This is a genomic window from Novisyntrophococcus fermenticellae, assembly GCF_018866245.1.
GTDB classification, from domain to species: domain Bacteria; phylum Bacillota; class Clostridia; order Lachnospirales; family Lachnospiraceae; genus Novisyntrophococcus; species Novisyntrophococcus fermenticellae.
On the sequence record NZ_CP076458.1, the window covers coordinates 600,317 to 615,231 of the forward strand.

Annotated in this window: 14 protein-coding genes and 1 other RNA gene; 12 read left to right on the forward strand and 3 right to left on the reverse strand. The window is 45.9% G+C overall.

Annotated features, from left to right (window positions below; translation table 11 throughout):
- The first annotated feature begins 220 nt into the window (after positions 1–220).
- The 10 genes from trpE to KNL20_RS02795 all read left to right on the forward strand — a co-directional run bounded on the left by trpE (position 221) and on the right by KNL20_RS02795 (position 8,118).
- Complete coding sequence (trpE, locus tag KNL20_RS02755) at positions 221–1,678, forward strand: anthranilate synthase component I (protein ID WP_230399128.1); 1,458 nt, start codon at positions 221–223, stop codon at positions 1,676–1,678.
- A gap of 31 nt (positions 1,679–1,709) precedes the next feature.
- Entirely contained in the window at positions 1,710–2,276 is a 567-nt protein-coding gene (locus KNL20_RS02760; RefSeq protein ID WP_230399129.1) for an anthranilate synthase component II, read from the forward strand.
- A gap of 28 nt (positions 2,277–2,304) precedes the next feature.
- Positions 2,305–3,318 carry an anthranilate phosphoribosyltransferase gene (gene trpD / locus KNL20_RS02765; RefSeq protein WP_230399130.1) on the forward strand — a complete coding sequence of 338 codons (1,014 nt, stop codon included), beginning with the start codon at positions 2,305–2,307 and terminating at the stop codon, positions 3,316–3,318.
- Positions 3,315–4,103, forward strand: a complete 789-nt coding sequence (gene trpC, locus KNL20_RS02770) for an indole-3-glycerol phosphate synthase TrpC (protein ID WP_230399131.1) — start codon at positions 3,315–3,317, stop codon at positions 4,101–4,103. Before trpD ends, trpC begins: the two co-directional genes overlap by 4 nt.
- Complete coding sequence (locus tag KNL20_RS02775; RefSeq protein WP_230399132.1) at positions 4,096–4,695, forward strand: phosphoribosylanthranilate isomerase; 600 nt, start codon at positions 4,096–4,098, stop codon at positions 4,693–4,695. Before trpC ends, KNL20_RS02775 begins: the two co-directional genes overlap by 8 nt.
- The gene (gene trpB / locus KNL20_RS02780; RefSeq protein ID WP_230399133.1) at positions 4,688–5,872 is read left to right on the forward strand and encodes a tryptophan synthase subunit beta; all 1,185 of its coding nucleotides are present in this window, start codon (positions 4,688–4,690) and stop codon (positions 5,870–5,872) included. The genes KNL20_RS02775 and trpB overlap by 8 nt, the downstream gene beginning before the upstream one ends.
- Positions 5,865–6,635, forward strand: coding sequence for a tryptophan synthase subunit alpha (gene trpA / locus KNL20_RS02785; protein WP_230399134.1), 771 nt, complete (start codon positions 5,865–5,867; stop codon positions 6,633–6,635). The genes trpB and trpA overlap by 8 nt, the downstream gene beginning before the upstream one ends.
- Before the next feature lie 305 nt (positions 6,636–6,940).
- Positions 6,941–7,072, forward strand: coding sequence for a hypothetical protein (locus KNL20_RS15875; protein WP_268966556.1), 132 nt, complete (start codon positions 6,941–6,943; stop codon positions 7,070–7,072).
- Between the two features lie 15 nt (positions 7,073–7,087).
- Complete coding sequence (locus KNL20_RS02790) at positions 7,088–7,786, forward strand: AzlC family ABC transporter permease (RefSeq protein ID WP_230399135.1); 699 nt, start codon at positions 7,088–7,090, stop codon at positions 7,784–7,786.
- A complete protein-coding gene (locus tag KNL20_RS02795) occupies positions 7,786–8,118 on the forward strand; it encodes a branched-chain amino acid transporter permease (RefSeq protein WP_230399136.1) in 333 nt (110 codons plus the stop codon). The genes KNL20_RS02790 and KNL20_RS02795 overlap by 1 nt, the downstream gene beginning before the upstream one ends.
- 79 nt (positions 8,119–8,197) lie before the next feature.
- Here the strand turns inward: KNL20_RS02795 and ffs are convergent.
- An RNA gene (gene ffs, locus KNL20_RS02800) (signal recognition particle sRNA large type) lies at positions 8,198–8,459 on the reverse strand.
- Between the two features lie 51 nt (positions 8,460–8,510).
- Positions 8,511–9,659, reverse strand: coding sequence for a cation diffusion facilitator family transporter (locus KNL20_RS02805; RefSeq protein ID WP_230399137.1), 1,149 nt, complete (start codon positions 9,657–9,659; stop codon positions 8,511–8,513).
- Between the two features lie 344 nt (positions 9,660–10,003).
- Between KNL20_RS02805 and KNL20_RS02810 the strand changes: the two genes are divergently transcribed.
- On the forward strand, positions 10,004–11,176 hold the full coding sequence (locus KNL20_RS02810) for an adenosylcobinamide amidohydrolase (protein WP_230399138.1): 1,173 nt from the start codon (positions 10,004–10,006) through the stop codon (positions 11,174–11,176).
- Between the two features lie 375 nt (positions 11,177–11,551).
- On the opposite strand, the gene KNL20_RS02815 is transcribed toward KNL20_RS02810, so the two are convergent.
- Entirely contained in the window at positions 11,552–11,947 is a 396-nt protein-coding gene (locus KNL20_RS02815) for a hypothetical protein (protein WP_230399139.1), read from the reverse strand.
- Between the two features lie 222 nt (positions 11,948–12,169).
- Between KNL20_RS02815 and KNL20_RS02820 the strand changes: the two genes are divergently transcribed.
- Positions 12,170–14,902 (forward strand): molybdopterin-dependent aldehyde oxidoreductase, encoded by a 2,733-nt coding sequence (locus KNL20_RS02820; protein ID WP_230399140.1) that lies wholly within the window; start codon positions 12,170–12,172, stop codon positions 14,900–14,902.
- The last annotated feature ends 13 nt before the right edge of the window (positions 14,903–14,915 follow it).

Consider the following 14,915-nt stretch of genomic DNA (forward strand, 5'->3'; position numbering starts at 1 on the left):
ACGTTAGTTGCCGGGGATATGATAGTATCCTGATAAGCGTGTGGATTTTTTGCATCCACGAATCAAGGTGGCACCACGGGTAACGTATACTCGCCCTTGACAAAGAACACAACCGTTCTTTGCCAAGGGCTTTTTTGCGCGTAAACAATGAGGCGGGCAGAAATCGAAGTGCCCGGCACACGAGAGGCAAGCAGTTCTATAACGAAAAGGGAGGCAGACCATGAATCAAACATCCTATGAACAAGTTCAGAATATCCGGGAATCCGGAGATTACAAACGCATTCCCGTGAGCCGGGAGATTTTATCTGACATTGCAACCCCGGTGGAGGTTCTGCGCAGGCTTAAGAATATAAGTACCCACTGTTTTATACTGGAAAGCATTGAGGACAAAGAACAGTGGGGCAGATATACCTTTATCGGCTATGACCCAACACTGGAGCTGACCTGTACAAATCATATGCTGACAATACGTTCAGGAGCGAAGATTGAAATGAGGGTAGAGCATCCCGGTTCCTATATCAAACAGATACTGGAAGATAACAGAGCTCCGAGAATAGAGAACCTGCCGCCGCTTACAGGCGGGCTGGTCGGATATTTTTCTTATGATTACATGAAGTACAGTGAACCGGGACTGAATCTGGATGCTGAGGATACGGAACATTTTAAAGACGTGGATCTGATGCTGTTTGATAAAATCATTGCCTTTGATAATTTTCGGCAGAAAATCATTTTGATAGTAAACATCCATACAGAGTGTGTGGAAGAGGAATATAACAAAGCGGTGCGTGAGTTAGATGAGATGGAGCGGCTGATCCGGTATGGAACACCCAAGAAAGAAGAAGAGGGAAAACTGCTTTCAGAATTTAATCCTCTTTTTGACAAGGAAGCATATTGCCGGAAGGTGGAAAAGGTGAAAGAACATATCCGGGAAGGTGACATTTTTCAGCTGGTACTTTCCAATCGCCTGGAGGCAGAATATACGGGCAGTCTTTTGCATACCTATCGGATTTTAAGAACCACGAATCCTTCACCGTATATGTTCTACTTCTCCAGTGAAGATGTGGAACTGGCGGGGGCATCACCGGAGACACTTGTAAAAGTAGAGGATGGAAAGGTAAGCACATTCCCGCTTGCGGGAACCCGGCCCAGGGGAGACTGCTATGAGGAAGACCAAAGGCTGGAAGAGGAATTACGATCCGATGCGAAGGAACTGGCTGAGCACAATATGCTGGTGGATCTTGGGAGGAATGATCTCGGAAAGCTATGCAGATTCGGGACGGTGAAGGTGGAAAAGTATCTTTCGATTGAACGTTTTTCCCATGTCATGCATATTGGGTCTACGGTAGAAGGGCAGATGCGTCAGGATAAGACGGCTCTGGACGCTGTGGATGCGGTGCTTCCGGCCGGAACCCTGTCGGGAGCACCAAAGCTTAGAGCATGTGAGATCATCAATGAACTGGAGAATAATAAACGGGGGATCTATGGCGGTGCCATCGGGTATTTGGATTTCACCGGAAATATGGATACCTGCATTGCCATACGGCTGGCATTTAAGAAAAATGATAAGGTTTTTGTGCGGTCGGGTGCAGGGATTGTGGCAGACAGTGTGCCGGAGAAAGAGTACCAGGAATGCATAAATAAGGCGAAAGCGGTAATGGATGCGCTGAAGTGTATTTAAAAAGAAAAGCAGAAGAAGGAGTGGCGGAGATATGATTTTATTAGTAGATAATTATGACAGCTTTTCTTACAACCTGTATCAGCAGATCGGAGTCTTTGATGAGAACCTGAAAGTAGTCCGAAATGATGCATGCACGATAAAAGAAATAGAGGAATTAAGTCCCAGGGCAATTATACTCTCACCCGGACCCGGAAGGCCTTCGGAGGCGGGCAGATGCATTGAAATCGTACAGAAGCTGGGGAATAAGATTCCTGTTCTGGGGGTGTGTCTGGGACATCAGGCGATTTGTGAAGCTTATGGTGCCTGTGTTTCTTATGCGAAAGAACTGATGCACGGCAAGCAGTCCTATGTGCACTTAGATGTTGGAAGCAGGTTGTTTGATGGAATGCCGGAAGAGATAAAGGCGGCGAGGTACCATTCGCTGGCCGTTCTGGAAGAAACACTTCCGGAGTGCTTAAAGGTTACAGGAAGAACAAGGGATGGTGAAATTATGGCGGTAGAGCACGTGAAATACCCAGTCTTCGGACTTCAGTTTCATCCGGAATCAATTATGACGCCACAAGGTTCCGAAATTATAAAAAACTTTCTTAACTCATAAAATAACAAAAAATTGGAGGCAGAGTAAAATGATTAAAGAAGCAATTGTAGCACTCACAAAAAAAGAAAACTTAACATATGAGGCAGCGGAAACTTCCATGGATGAGATCATGAGCGGTAAGGCTACACCGGTGCAGATGAGTGCCTTTCTTATTGCCATGGCCATGAAGGGTGAAACGATAGAGGAAATAACAGCCTGCGCCGCAGGGATGAGAAAGCATTGCGTGAAGCTTTTACAGGATCAGGACGTACTGGAGATTGTGGGAACCGGCGGTGACCGTTCCAATTCCTTCAACATTTCCACGACCTCGGCCCTTGTGATTTCGGCGGCGGGAGTTCCTGTGGCAAAGCACGGAAACCGCGCTGCATCCAGTAAAAGTGGTGCGGCAGATGTACTGGAGGCTCTGGGGGTGAAGATTGATCTTGCACCCAGAGAAAGTGCAGCAATCTTAAAGGAAATCGGACTCTGCTTTCTATACGCACAAAATTATCATTTGTCCATGAAATATGTGGCTCCGGTGCGTAAAGAGCTGACTGTACGTACGATATTCAATATTCTGGGTCCCTTGACAAACCCGGCCGGTGCCAATATGGAACTAATGGGTGTTTATGAGGAAAGTCTGGTGGAGCCCCTGGCAAAAGTGCTTGCAAATCTGGGTGTAAAAAAAGCCATGGTTGTATATGGGCAGGACGGTCTGGATGAGATATCTATGAGTGCCCCCACCACAGTCTGCGAGGTAAGTAATGGAAGATATGAGACGTATGTGATTACACCGGAACAGTATGGATTTACCAGATGTAAAAAGGAAGCTCTGAAAGGTGGAAACCCTAAGGAAAATGCAGAAATTACAAGAAGAATTCTATCCGGAGAAAAAGGGGCAAAATGCGATGCAGTTATTCTGAATTCAGCCGCGGCACTTCATATAGCGAACGGAATCACCATGGAGGAGGCAATCGGGATTGTAAAAGAAACCCTGGAAAGCGGAAGGGCGATGGCACAGCTGGATGCGTTCATCCGTCTGTCCAATCAGGTGTGCGTATGATATTAGATCAGATAGCGGAATCCACCAGGAGAAGAGTGGAAAAGCAGAAATTAAAGAAATCCCTGGAACAGATAAAAAAAGAAGCTCTTTTAAAACCTATGTCCACAGATTTTCCGTTTGAACAGATGCTGAGGAAGAAGGGGATGTCATTCATCTGTGAGGTAAAAAGAGCCTCTCCCTCAAAAGGAATAATCGCTGAACAGTTTCCCTATCTGGATATTGCCAGGGAGTATCAGGAGGCGGGGGCATCCGCAATATCGGTACTCACAGAACCAGAGTTCTTTAAAGGGAGCGACCGGTATCTGAAGGAAATCGCAGATGCGGTATCTATCCCGGTTCTGCGAAAGGATTTTACTGTAGATGCGTACCAAATATATGAGACAAAGCTTCTTGGAGCGTCTGCAATTCTGCTGATTTGTTCCTTGCTGGAGGACAGAGAACTCCAATTATTTCAGGAGACAGCACATCATCTGGGACTTTCGGCGCTTGTGGAAGCACATGATGAAAAGGAGGTCAGCCGGGCCTTGAAGGCGAAGGCCAGGATTATCGGGGTCAATAACAGAGATCTCAAAACATTTACGGTAGATATTCGAAACAGCGTGACTTTAAGAAAAATGATTCCGAAGGAAGTACTCTATGTTTCGGAAAGCGGTATTACCACACCTGAGGATGTGGGAGAGCTTTATAGAAATAAGACCTCGGCAGTTTTAATCGGAGAAACACTGATGCGAAGCCCGGATAAAAAGAAGATGCTGGAAGCACTTGGGAGGGATTGCCATGACTAAAATTAAAATCTGTGGGTTATCCAGGCTCTGTGATGTTGATTATGTTAATGCATTTCAGCCGGATTATGTAGGGTTTGTGTTTGCCAAAAGCCGAAGACAAATCAGCAGAGAACATGCTATAACCCTGCGGATGAATCTCAATCCGGATATTACGGTAGTGGGTGTATTTGTCAATGAGTTGGCTAAAATTGCAGGGGCCTATGCAGAAGATGGTGTTATTGATATGATACAGCTACATGGACAGGAGGATGAAGTATATATCCGTAACCTGAGATATCAGACCGGTTGTGAAATTATCAAGTCATTTTCTATTCAATCCGGGGAGGACGTGAAGCGTGCCTGCGGCAGTTCTGCAGATTATATCTTATTGGATCATGGCTCCGGGGGAACGGGTCAGAGCTTTAACTGGGAGTTTATTGACAGAATTGACCGCCCCTGGTTTCTGGCAGGGGGGATGGATCAGGAGAATGTAGAAGAGGCGGTAAGAAAATTCCATCCGTATGGAGTGGATATCAGCAGTGGTGTGGAAACCGATGGAGTAAAAGACGAACAGAAGATAGAAGCATGTGTCAGGAGGATAAGAAATGTCTAATGGAAGATTCGGAGAATACGGGGGACAATATATTCCGGAAACCTTAATGAATGAAATCATCAATCTGGAAAAGCAGTATGAACTTTTTAAGCAGGATCCCGGATTTCAAAGTGAGTTGGAAGATCTGCTGAAAAACTATGCGGGACGTCCGTCCCTGCTTTACTATGCCAAAAAGATGACAAAAGATTTGGGCGGGGCTAAGATTTACCTGAAAAGAGAGGATTTGAACCATACGGGATCCCATAAAATCAATAATGTTCTGGGGCAGGTACTCATGGCAAAAAAGATGGGTAAAACCAGGGTAATCGCCGAGACAGGCGCCGGGCAGCATGGGGTGGCGTGTGCTACAGCAGCGGCTCTTCTGGGTCTGGAATGCGAAATCTATATGGGAAAGGAAGATACAGACCGCCAGGCTTTGAACGTATATCGGATGGAACTGCTGGGAGCCAAAGTACACGCTGTAACGAGCGGTACACAGACTTTAAAGGACGCAGTAAATGAAACCATGCGTGAATGGGCATCCCGGGTATATGATACGCACTATGTGCTTGGATCTGTGATGGGACCGCATCCGTTCCCCACAATTGTACGGGATTTCCAGGCGGTGATCAGCAAGGAGGCAAGAGAACAGATTCTGAAATATGAAGGGAAGCTTCCTGCAGCAGTATTGGCCTGTGTGGGGGGCGGGAGTAACGCTATGGGCATGTTCTATAACTTTATAGATGATAAGGGAGTGCGCCTGATCGGCTGTGAAGCGGCCGGCCTGGGGATAGATACTGACAAGCATGCTGCTACAATCACAAAAGGAAGTCATGGAGTTTTCCACGGAATGAAATCCTATTTCTGCCAGGATGCAGACGGGCAGATTACACCCGTATACTCTATTTCGGCGGGATTGGATTACCCGGGAATCGGTCCTGAACATGCTTATCTTAATGATACAAAAAGAGCGAGTTATGTACCGGTTACAGATGAAGAAGCGGTGGAAGCATTTGAATATCTGGCCAGAACCGAGGGTATCATCTGTGCAATAGAAAGCGCTCATGCGGTGGCATATGCAAAGAAGCTTGCACCGGCCATGGATCCCGGGGAATCCATAATCATATGCCTGTCAGGCAGGGGCGATAAGGACGTGGCTGCAATAGCGAGATACAGAGGAGTGAAAATTTATGAATAGAATAGAAAAAGCATTTGATCATGGAAAGGCGTTTATTCCATTTATAACTGCAGGTGATCCATGTATTGATAAGACAGAAGAATATATCCTGGAGATGGAAAAAGCCGGAGCAGACCTTATTGAAATCGGTATTCCGTTTTCTGATCCGGTTGCCGAGGGAAGTGTGATACAGGAGGCAGATATCAGAGCGTTGGCATCAGGAACAACCACAGATAATATCTTTGATATGGTGGGTTCGCTGAGAAAAAAGACAGATATTCCGTTAATCTTTATGACTTATCTGAACCCGGTCTTTCACTACGGATATGAGCGATTCTTTCAAAAGTGCCGTGAGACCGGTATTGACGGAATCATCATACCTGACGTTCCATTTGAGGAAAAACATGAAGTCCAGGATATAGCGGTGCAGTATGATATAAAAGTAATATCTATGATTGCGCCTACCTCAGAAGACCGGATAAGGAGTATAGCCAAAGAGGCTGAAGGCTTCCTCTATGTGGTTTCCTCGATGGGGGTCACCGGTGTGAGAAATGAAATTAATACAGACCTGGAATCCATCTTGTCTCAGATTAAAGAGGCTGCGGATGTGCCGGCAGCAGTTGGATTTGGAATCAACACACCACAGCAGGCTGCGGATATAGCCAGAATATCCGATGGGGTGATTGTGGGCAGTGCAATTATCAAAATCATAGCCCAGTACGGCAAGCATGCAGGACCACACATCTACACATATGTGCGGATGATGAAGGAAGCATTGATGTAAATGGACTTGTGGCCATAAGAAAATATAAAAAATTAAAAAATTTCGACCGTATATTATTTTCATTTAAGGTTCACGTGTTAGAATTCAGACATGGAAATTCCGGAAGCAATATAACTGAAAGCCGGAGGCCAAACACATCGGAATGAATTTCAATCATTCTGCCAGGCACATCTCTCCGGGTGCTCCCATAGCCGTAAGACGCTTTGAGGGGCACCCTTGCTTCGTCATGATCTCGGCAGCCAGGTTGACTTTCCGCTGGAGAATAAGATATAATGGTAAAAACTGTATAAAAAGGGGGGCTTCACATGGCAGTTTATAAGTGTTCCGTATGTGGTACGATCTATGATGGACATTCCGATATTCATCAGCTGAGTGTGGCTGATTTATGCACGATAAGCAAGGAGATTTCGGAGTATACCAATATTCCACATGCCTGAAAGAGAGAATTACGAATGAAAAGCACAATTCAATACGCAGTTAAAAAATCAATACCTGTATTTTTCGGATATATTTTTTTGGGAATTGCATTTGCCATAACGATGTGCGATGCCGGTTTTGGGGCAGGCTGGTCAATCCTGTCGAGCATCATCATATATGCCGGTTCGATGCAGTTTGCCATGGTTGGCCTGCTAAGTTCCGGCACAGGGTTAGGAACCATAGCAGTCATGACCTTGCTGATTAACAGCCGGCATTTATTTTATGGGCTGTCCTTTGTGGAAAAATTCAAGAAGATGGGGAAATGCTATCCATATATGGTGTTTTCTCTTACAGATGAAACATATTCGGTTCTCTGTTCAGTGAATCAGACAGAGGGTGCCAATGCTCCCAAATATATGTTTTGGATAGCGCTTTTTGATCACACCTACTGGGTGCTGGGTACAATTATCGGAACAATCTTGGGGAAAGCACTTCCCTTTGATACTGCCGGAATAGAATTTACCATGACAGCCCTGTTCGTAACAATCTTTATTGACCAGTGGAGAAGTACCCAAAATCACATACCCGCAGTTACAGCGGTCATTTCCGGCGTGCTTTATCTGATTCTGCTGGGACCGGACCGGTTTCTTCTGCCGGCCATCTGTACGGCGGTCTGCATCCTGCTGCTGGTCAGAAACAACAAATCAATATCAGGAATGGGGTTTGAAGCGTAATGAATAAAACAACATATCTATTGACGGCAATGCTTGTTATGGCAGCGATAACGCTTGCAATCCGATTTGTTCCTTTTTTATTGTTCGGTGGTAAAAAGAAGGTTCCAAAATCGGTAGAGTACCTCGGGGGTGTTTTACCTCCGGCGATGATTGCAATTCTGGTTGTGTACTGCCTGAAAACAGTGACGCCCTTAAGCGGAGCGCATGGATTACCAGAGCTTATATCTGTGGGGGTGGTAGCTGGATTGCATATCTGGAAAAAGAACACGTTTTTGAGCATTGGAGCAGGTACGATTTGCTATATGGTATTGATACAGGCGGTTTTTAACTAATGAAAAAGGGCTTCACATCGGTTGAATCAATCAACAATGTGGAGCTCCTTTGAGTTTTGTATGTAATAGAAAATTAAAACCGTGCGCCTTCCTTCGAACCCTCACCATGAACGATACCCTTACAGTTAACTCGGCCCAGGCACCCTCGCGGCACACGAAAGCTTCTACTTAGTGCTGCTGCATTCCTGCCCTGACACGATTCATAGATTTCCGTTGCGCGAGACCCAAACGTCATCGCCACTTATAAAGGCCGGCTTCACAATGAAAAGCCCTCCGGTCGGCATCACCCCTGCTGTAGCGGATTGCAGGTACAGGGCACCGCTATCTCCCCGGCTGCACGGACTTAAAGTATAACGTGTTTCGAAATAATTGTCAATGGGGCAGAACAAATTTCATGCATAATCCAGATCAATGTTAATCTGCACGGAGGCTCCGGGATAGTCCTGCTGAACCTTATCTGTGGCATGTTTGCGAAACAGCATAGGATCAGTGTCAAAGTCCACAATCACGTCAAAGCGGAAGAAGTTCTGTTCCTTATCATAATGAAAGTTATGCATACTGACAGCCCCGGGAAGTGTTAACACTGTTTGCGTGATGCTTTCCCGAACAGCTGTCACTTCCTTGTCGTATGTGTTTATAGAATATAATCCAAATGTAAGATATACGCCAAATTTCATATAGACATCCTGCTGTGCCTTATCCATGGCATCATATACCTTCTCAACCGTCACGTAATCCGGGACCTCCAAATTGAGAGAACCAAGTCTTGTGGCAGGCCCATAGCTGTGGAGAATCAAATCATAGGCTCCGGTAATTGGTTCAAATTTTATCACTTCTGCTTTAATGCCATCAGCCAGCTCCTTATCAGGGCGCTCACCGATGATATGACTCACGGTTTCCCGAATAAGCGTGATGCCTGTATATAAAATAAACAGAGCAAGCAATACTCCGATATAGCCATCTATATACCAGCCTGTAACTGCAGATACAATGGCGGCCAGCATTGTCAGCAGAGATGCCAATACATCCATCCTTGCATCCATTCCTGAGGCAACCAGGGCTTCCGAGCTTGCTTTTTGACCTGCCGCAATCTGAAACTGTGACAGGAACCATTTACCTAAAACCGTGATTCCCAGAACGACAAATGAAACAACGGCAAAACTGGTTTTCTGGGGTTCAAGAATACGCTCTGCACTTGTCTTTAAAAATTCAATACCGGTTACCAGAACCAAAGCAGAGACAATCATACCTGAAATGTACTCTATCCTGCCATAACCCAGAGGATGCTTCTTATCCGGAGGCCGCATAGACAGCTTGAGACCCACCAGCGTTATAACCGAGGATACTGCATCCGTCAGATTATTGACAGCATCTGACATGATGGAGATGGAATTCGCAGTAAAGCCTATCAAGAGCTTGGCAAGTGCAAACAAGACGTTTGCTGCAATACCGACTAATCCGGTCAGCCGAATCGTTCCGGCTCGTCCATCCGGTTCTGAACTGCGTTTATCCAAAAACTTATTAAACCATTTCTTCAGCATTTTCATACCCCTATTTTTAAAATATTTCCGAATTTGCCCATAGAACACAGTCTTCTTTAAAATAAAGATAGCACAAGATGTGTCAAATGTAAAGAAAACACAAAAAGAAGGCTGGCACGTAACGTGATATGGAAAAGTGAGGGATAAAGAGTATTGGACTGAGTGGGTAAGGAGAGCAGGTATATTATCCTTGCTGACATCAATTGCAGGATTGCCAGAGCTGCCGACAGGAGAAAATAAAGCAGCACCAGGTAAATGAGAGTTGACCGCATGAATCCCCAAATGATAGAATAAGGATATTATAAGACGGAAAGCCTGAAGGCAAATAGGACGTATATGAAGAGATGGATGTGAATAAAAACAGGATACAGAATAACGCGGTATTAATTGAAAAAGACTGCCTGAAAGTTGGAAAAAACTATATTGCGGTTTATTTTAACGGAATGAGAAAGGTTTTGAGTACCTCTGCTTTAAATGGCGGGATACATAACAATTTAAGGGCTGTATTTAACATGGATGGAAAGCCGGAGGATGGCAGTGAAATCGTATTGAAAGGCGGTACTTATGAGAGTCATTTGCGGCATGAGTCATTTTCTCTGTTAGGGGTTTCCGGAGATGCTTCAACGGGAATGATGACAGCGGCTGATATGAAGCATGCAGCAGTCTCTTCCCGGCAATATGAAAAGCTGGCAGTTACAGCAATTGTCACAGGAGGGATCGAGAAAAATGGAGGCAGGGCAGGTGACCCGGCACTTTGGCAGGAAGAAGCAGGAATCTGGCGGGAGGCGCCACCCGGAAACAATCAGGGGCCGGAGAAGGAAGTTCAGAAGCAGCCTTTGCGAGAGAAGCTCGGTACAATCAATATTATGCTTTTTATCAATGCCGCACTTACCGATGGTGCCCTGGAACGTGCCCTGGTTACCTGTACGGAGGCCAAGACGGCAGCCATACAAGAGCTTTCCATCGACAGCTGCTATTCCTGCGGAATCGCTACGGGTTCAGGGACGGACGGAACAATTCTTGTTTCCAACGCAGAGTCCCGGATGCATCTGACAGAGGCTGGAAAGCACTGTAAGCTGGGGGAATTAATTGGTTGCACCGTAAAAGAAGCAGTGAGAGAGGCTTTGTACCGGCAAACCGGTGTGGGAGCCGAACTTCAGAAAGATGCGTTCCGCAGGCTTCGCCGTCATGGAATTGATGAAATCCAGCTCTGGGAATTTGCTCTGGAACAGAAACTGACAGAGCCAGGAAATAGAATGCATTTTAAAAGGCAGGCAGAAAGATGGGCAAGAGACCCTCATATAGCTGCCTGGTCAGTATTAGAAGGACATCTTCAGGATGAAAAGCTCTGGGGGATGCTTGACAGCAGGGAAGCTGAAGAGGCGGAGAAAAGCCTGTGGAGAGGATTCTTCGGGGAAAACCAGGAGGAGTCGGGAAATACAGGAGACATTCGTAGGAAAATAGTCGGACAGATTTTGGATATGAAAGATAATCCGGCAGAAAACAAACAGGAGTAATTATAGAAGAAATACTGTCTGAAAGTATGTTTTCCTGCTAATGGATGCGAAAACAGCGGTGGCGCAAATTCATAACAAGGGGTATATGGAGGAACTTCGTACGGAGGAATACCACAGAATTGATTGCTGCGGAATCGCATTTTACAGGAAAGACTGTGAAGTATACTTTGGGGGAGGCATTTGTTAATCAGATACACCCATCTATGAAAAAAATAACGAGGAGTAAACCATATCAGGTTTATTCCCCGTTATTTTTGTCCTGATAATCTAATATTTAACAAAATGACTTGACTATTAGAATAGTAAAATGATAAAATATAGTTAACCAAATAAAAAAATCAGAATAAAACATATACAAATTATACAAAAACGATTTTAGCCATTACAACGCGGATTATCTCGCCCCTGCCCGGTCACATCGTTGATTTTTTTAACTGCTGTTTCGGACAGGAATACAATCCGGCTGGGAGCTCCGGCAGCATTCTCACCGTCAAGCGTCAGGCCGTTGCTGTTCTCCGTATAGCTAAGGGGAAGAAGACGGGTAAAGATGCGCCCGGTGGACGCATCCGCAACCTGCAGGACTGCCTGATGAGCTGTGATACAGTCAAAGGACTGGTCAGGATAAAGAGGTTCCATAAACTTATTGACTGCATTTAAGATACTTTGATGCAGCTGCCCGACATCAGGAACAGAATCAGCATCCAGAGAAGCAGAGAGGTAATCGATCAGTCGTGAAACCTGTAAATCAATTTCAACATTGGGGTTTTTCATTAAGATACGCTCCTTTCAACATTTTATATATCAGATATAGTAACATTGTATAGGAATTGGAGAAAAAAATAAAGAACTGTATTTATATTCAGCGGATGAAACTCATACGTTTGAATATATACATAGATGCTACTTACGCGGCACGGGGTTTGCTACTTATGTGACATAAATCTGCTACTTATCAGGCTGAAGACTAAAAACAAAAAAAGTAGGAGGATGGTTATGATTAAAAAAAGCTTGATTATCAACGGTCTGCCACGCACGCTGTTGGTAAATCCGGAGGAAAATCTGGCAAAGGTGCTGCGGGAGCAATTGCTCTTAACAGGATGTAAGGTGGGATGTCAAATCGGACAATGTGGTACCTGTACGGTCATTGTGGATGGAAAGGCTGTACGTTCCTGTCTGGTGAAGATGAAAAAACTGGAGGATGGGACGAAAATAGAGACGATTGAAGGTGTGGGAACTCCCGAAAATCTTCATCCGCTGCAGCTGGCCTGGATGGGACATGGATGTGCGCAGTGCGGATACTGTTCGCCCGGATTTATCATGTCGGCGAAAGTTCTTTTGGAAGAGAATCCGGATCCCACCAGAGAAGAGGTGCGCGCATGGTTCCAGAAACACCGTAATCTCTGCAGATGTACGGGATATAAGCCTTTGGTAGACGCAGTTATGGATGCGGCAAAGGTGCTGCGTGGGGAGATGAAGAAAGAGGACCTGATCTTTACACCGGTGGGAAATAAGATATTGGGAACCAGCTATGTACGTCCCTCAGCGCTTCAGAAAGTTACCGGAACATGGGGGTATGGTGCAGATATGGCATTGGAGATGCCGGCTGATACTGCAAGGCTGGCACTGGTACAGGCAGATATTCCCCACGCCGTTATAAAAGGAGTGGATTTTGAAGAGGCCGGGAAAATGCCCGGAGTCATTAAGGTCATTACTGCGAAGGATGTAAAGGGAAAGAACCGCATCAGCGGGCTGATTACATTTGCTACGAATAAGGGAGATGGATGGGACCGTCCGATTCTCTGCGATGAGAAGATATTTCAGATTGGTGATGCTGTGGCAATTGTGGCGGCAGACACCGAAGAGCATGCAAAAGAGGCAGCCAAAGCCGTAAAGCTGGATTTGGAGCCGCTGCCTGCTTATATGAGTGCAATGGAGGCCATGGAGGAGGATGCAATTGAGATTCATCCAGGAACTCCCAATGTCTATTTTGAAACGAACTGTATCAAAGGGGAAGATACAAAACCGATTATGGAATCTGCACCTTACGTTGCAGAAGTTCATGCGTATACGAGCCGTCAGCCTCATCTGCATCTGGAGCCGGACTGCGGCTGTGCATACATAGATGAAGAGGGAAGACTGACCGTGCATTCCAAAAGTATTGGTATCCACCTGCATTCTGCCATGATTGTTGCGGGAATCGGTGTGGAACCGGATAAATTCCGCCTGATTCAAAATCCATCCGGCGGAACATTCGGATACAAATTTTCTCCTACGATGGAGGCATTGCTGGGCGTGGCCTGTCTGGCCCTGGATGGAAGAGCATGCACACTGGTTTACGACCAGTATCAGAATATCACCTATACCGGAAAACGTTCCCCTGCCTTTATGAACATTAAGCTTGCGGCAGATGCAGAGGGAAGACTGCTGGGCATGGAAGGGGACAACTACGTGGATCATGGTCCGTATTCTGAATTTGGAGATCTGCTGACTATGAGACTGTCCCAGTTTACCGGAGCAGGCTATGATATCCGCAATATCCGCAACAAGAGCCAGACCGTATGCACGAATCATGCATGGGGATCGGCATTTCGGGGGTATGGTTCACCCCAGTCCCTCATGGGCTCTGAACTTTGTATGGATATTCTGGCAGAAAAGATGGGTATGGATCCATTCGAACTGAGGTATAAGAATATCTACAGAAAGGAGTGGGGCTCCACGACACCTACAGGTCAGACGCCGGAGGTTTATAATCTGGAAGAGATGTATGAGAAAGCGCGTCCGATCTACTATGAGGCAAAAGAACGCCTGGCAAAGATGAATACAGAGAAACTAAAATACGGGGTTGGATTTGCAGCAGGCATCTATGGCTGCGGACTGGATGGAAAGGACAGCTCGATTGCGAACGTTCAACTAAATCCCGATGGCACAGTCACCGTATTTAATTCTTGGGAAGATCATGGACAGGGTGCTGATATCGGTACACTGACGATGGCTCATGAAACCCTGCGTCAGGCAGGAATCACACCGGATAAGATTCAGCTTGTGATGAATGACACCGGACGCACACCGGCTTCCGGTCCTGCAGGCGGCAGCCGTTCCAATGTGGTTACCGGAAATGCTACGCGCGTGGCTGCGGAGATGCTTGTCAATGCAATGCGTAAAACCGATGGTACTTACCGTACTTACGAAGAGATGGTGGCTGAAAACATTCCTGTATTTTATGAAGGAACCTGGGTGGCCAGTGCCTGCACAGACTGTGATCTGGAAACTGCACAGGGAGCGCCTTTCAGTAATTATATGTATCAGCTGTTCATTCCGGAAGTAGAGGTCAATGTTGAAACAGGGCAGGTGAGAGTGATTCGGTATAGTACCATCTGTGATTTTGGAACAATCATCAATAAAACCGTTGTGGACGGTCAGGTATATGGCGGACTGACACAGGGAATCGGACTGGCGCTGAGTGAGGATTTTGAGGATTACAGTAAACACACCACATTGGCCGGCTGCGGAATTCCTTATCCCAAGGATGTCCCGGATGATATCAACATTGTCTATGTAGAGACAAAACGGCCGGAAGGACCTTATGGAGCATCGGGCTGCGGGGAAGGTCCGCTGACCGCAGGACATCCGGCAATCTTAAGTGCCATCTATAACGCGACCGGTGCCAGAATCACGGAGTTACCGGCAAAACCTGAAAAGGTAAAGGAAGCACTTTTAAGACGTTAAATTTTGGAGGAAT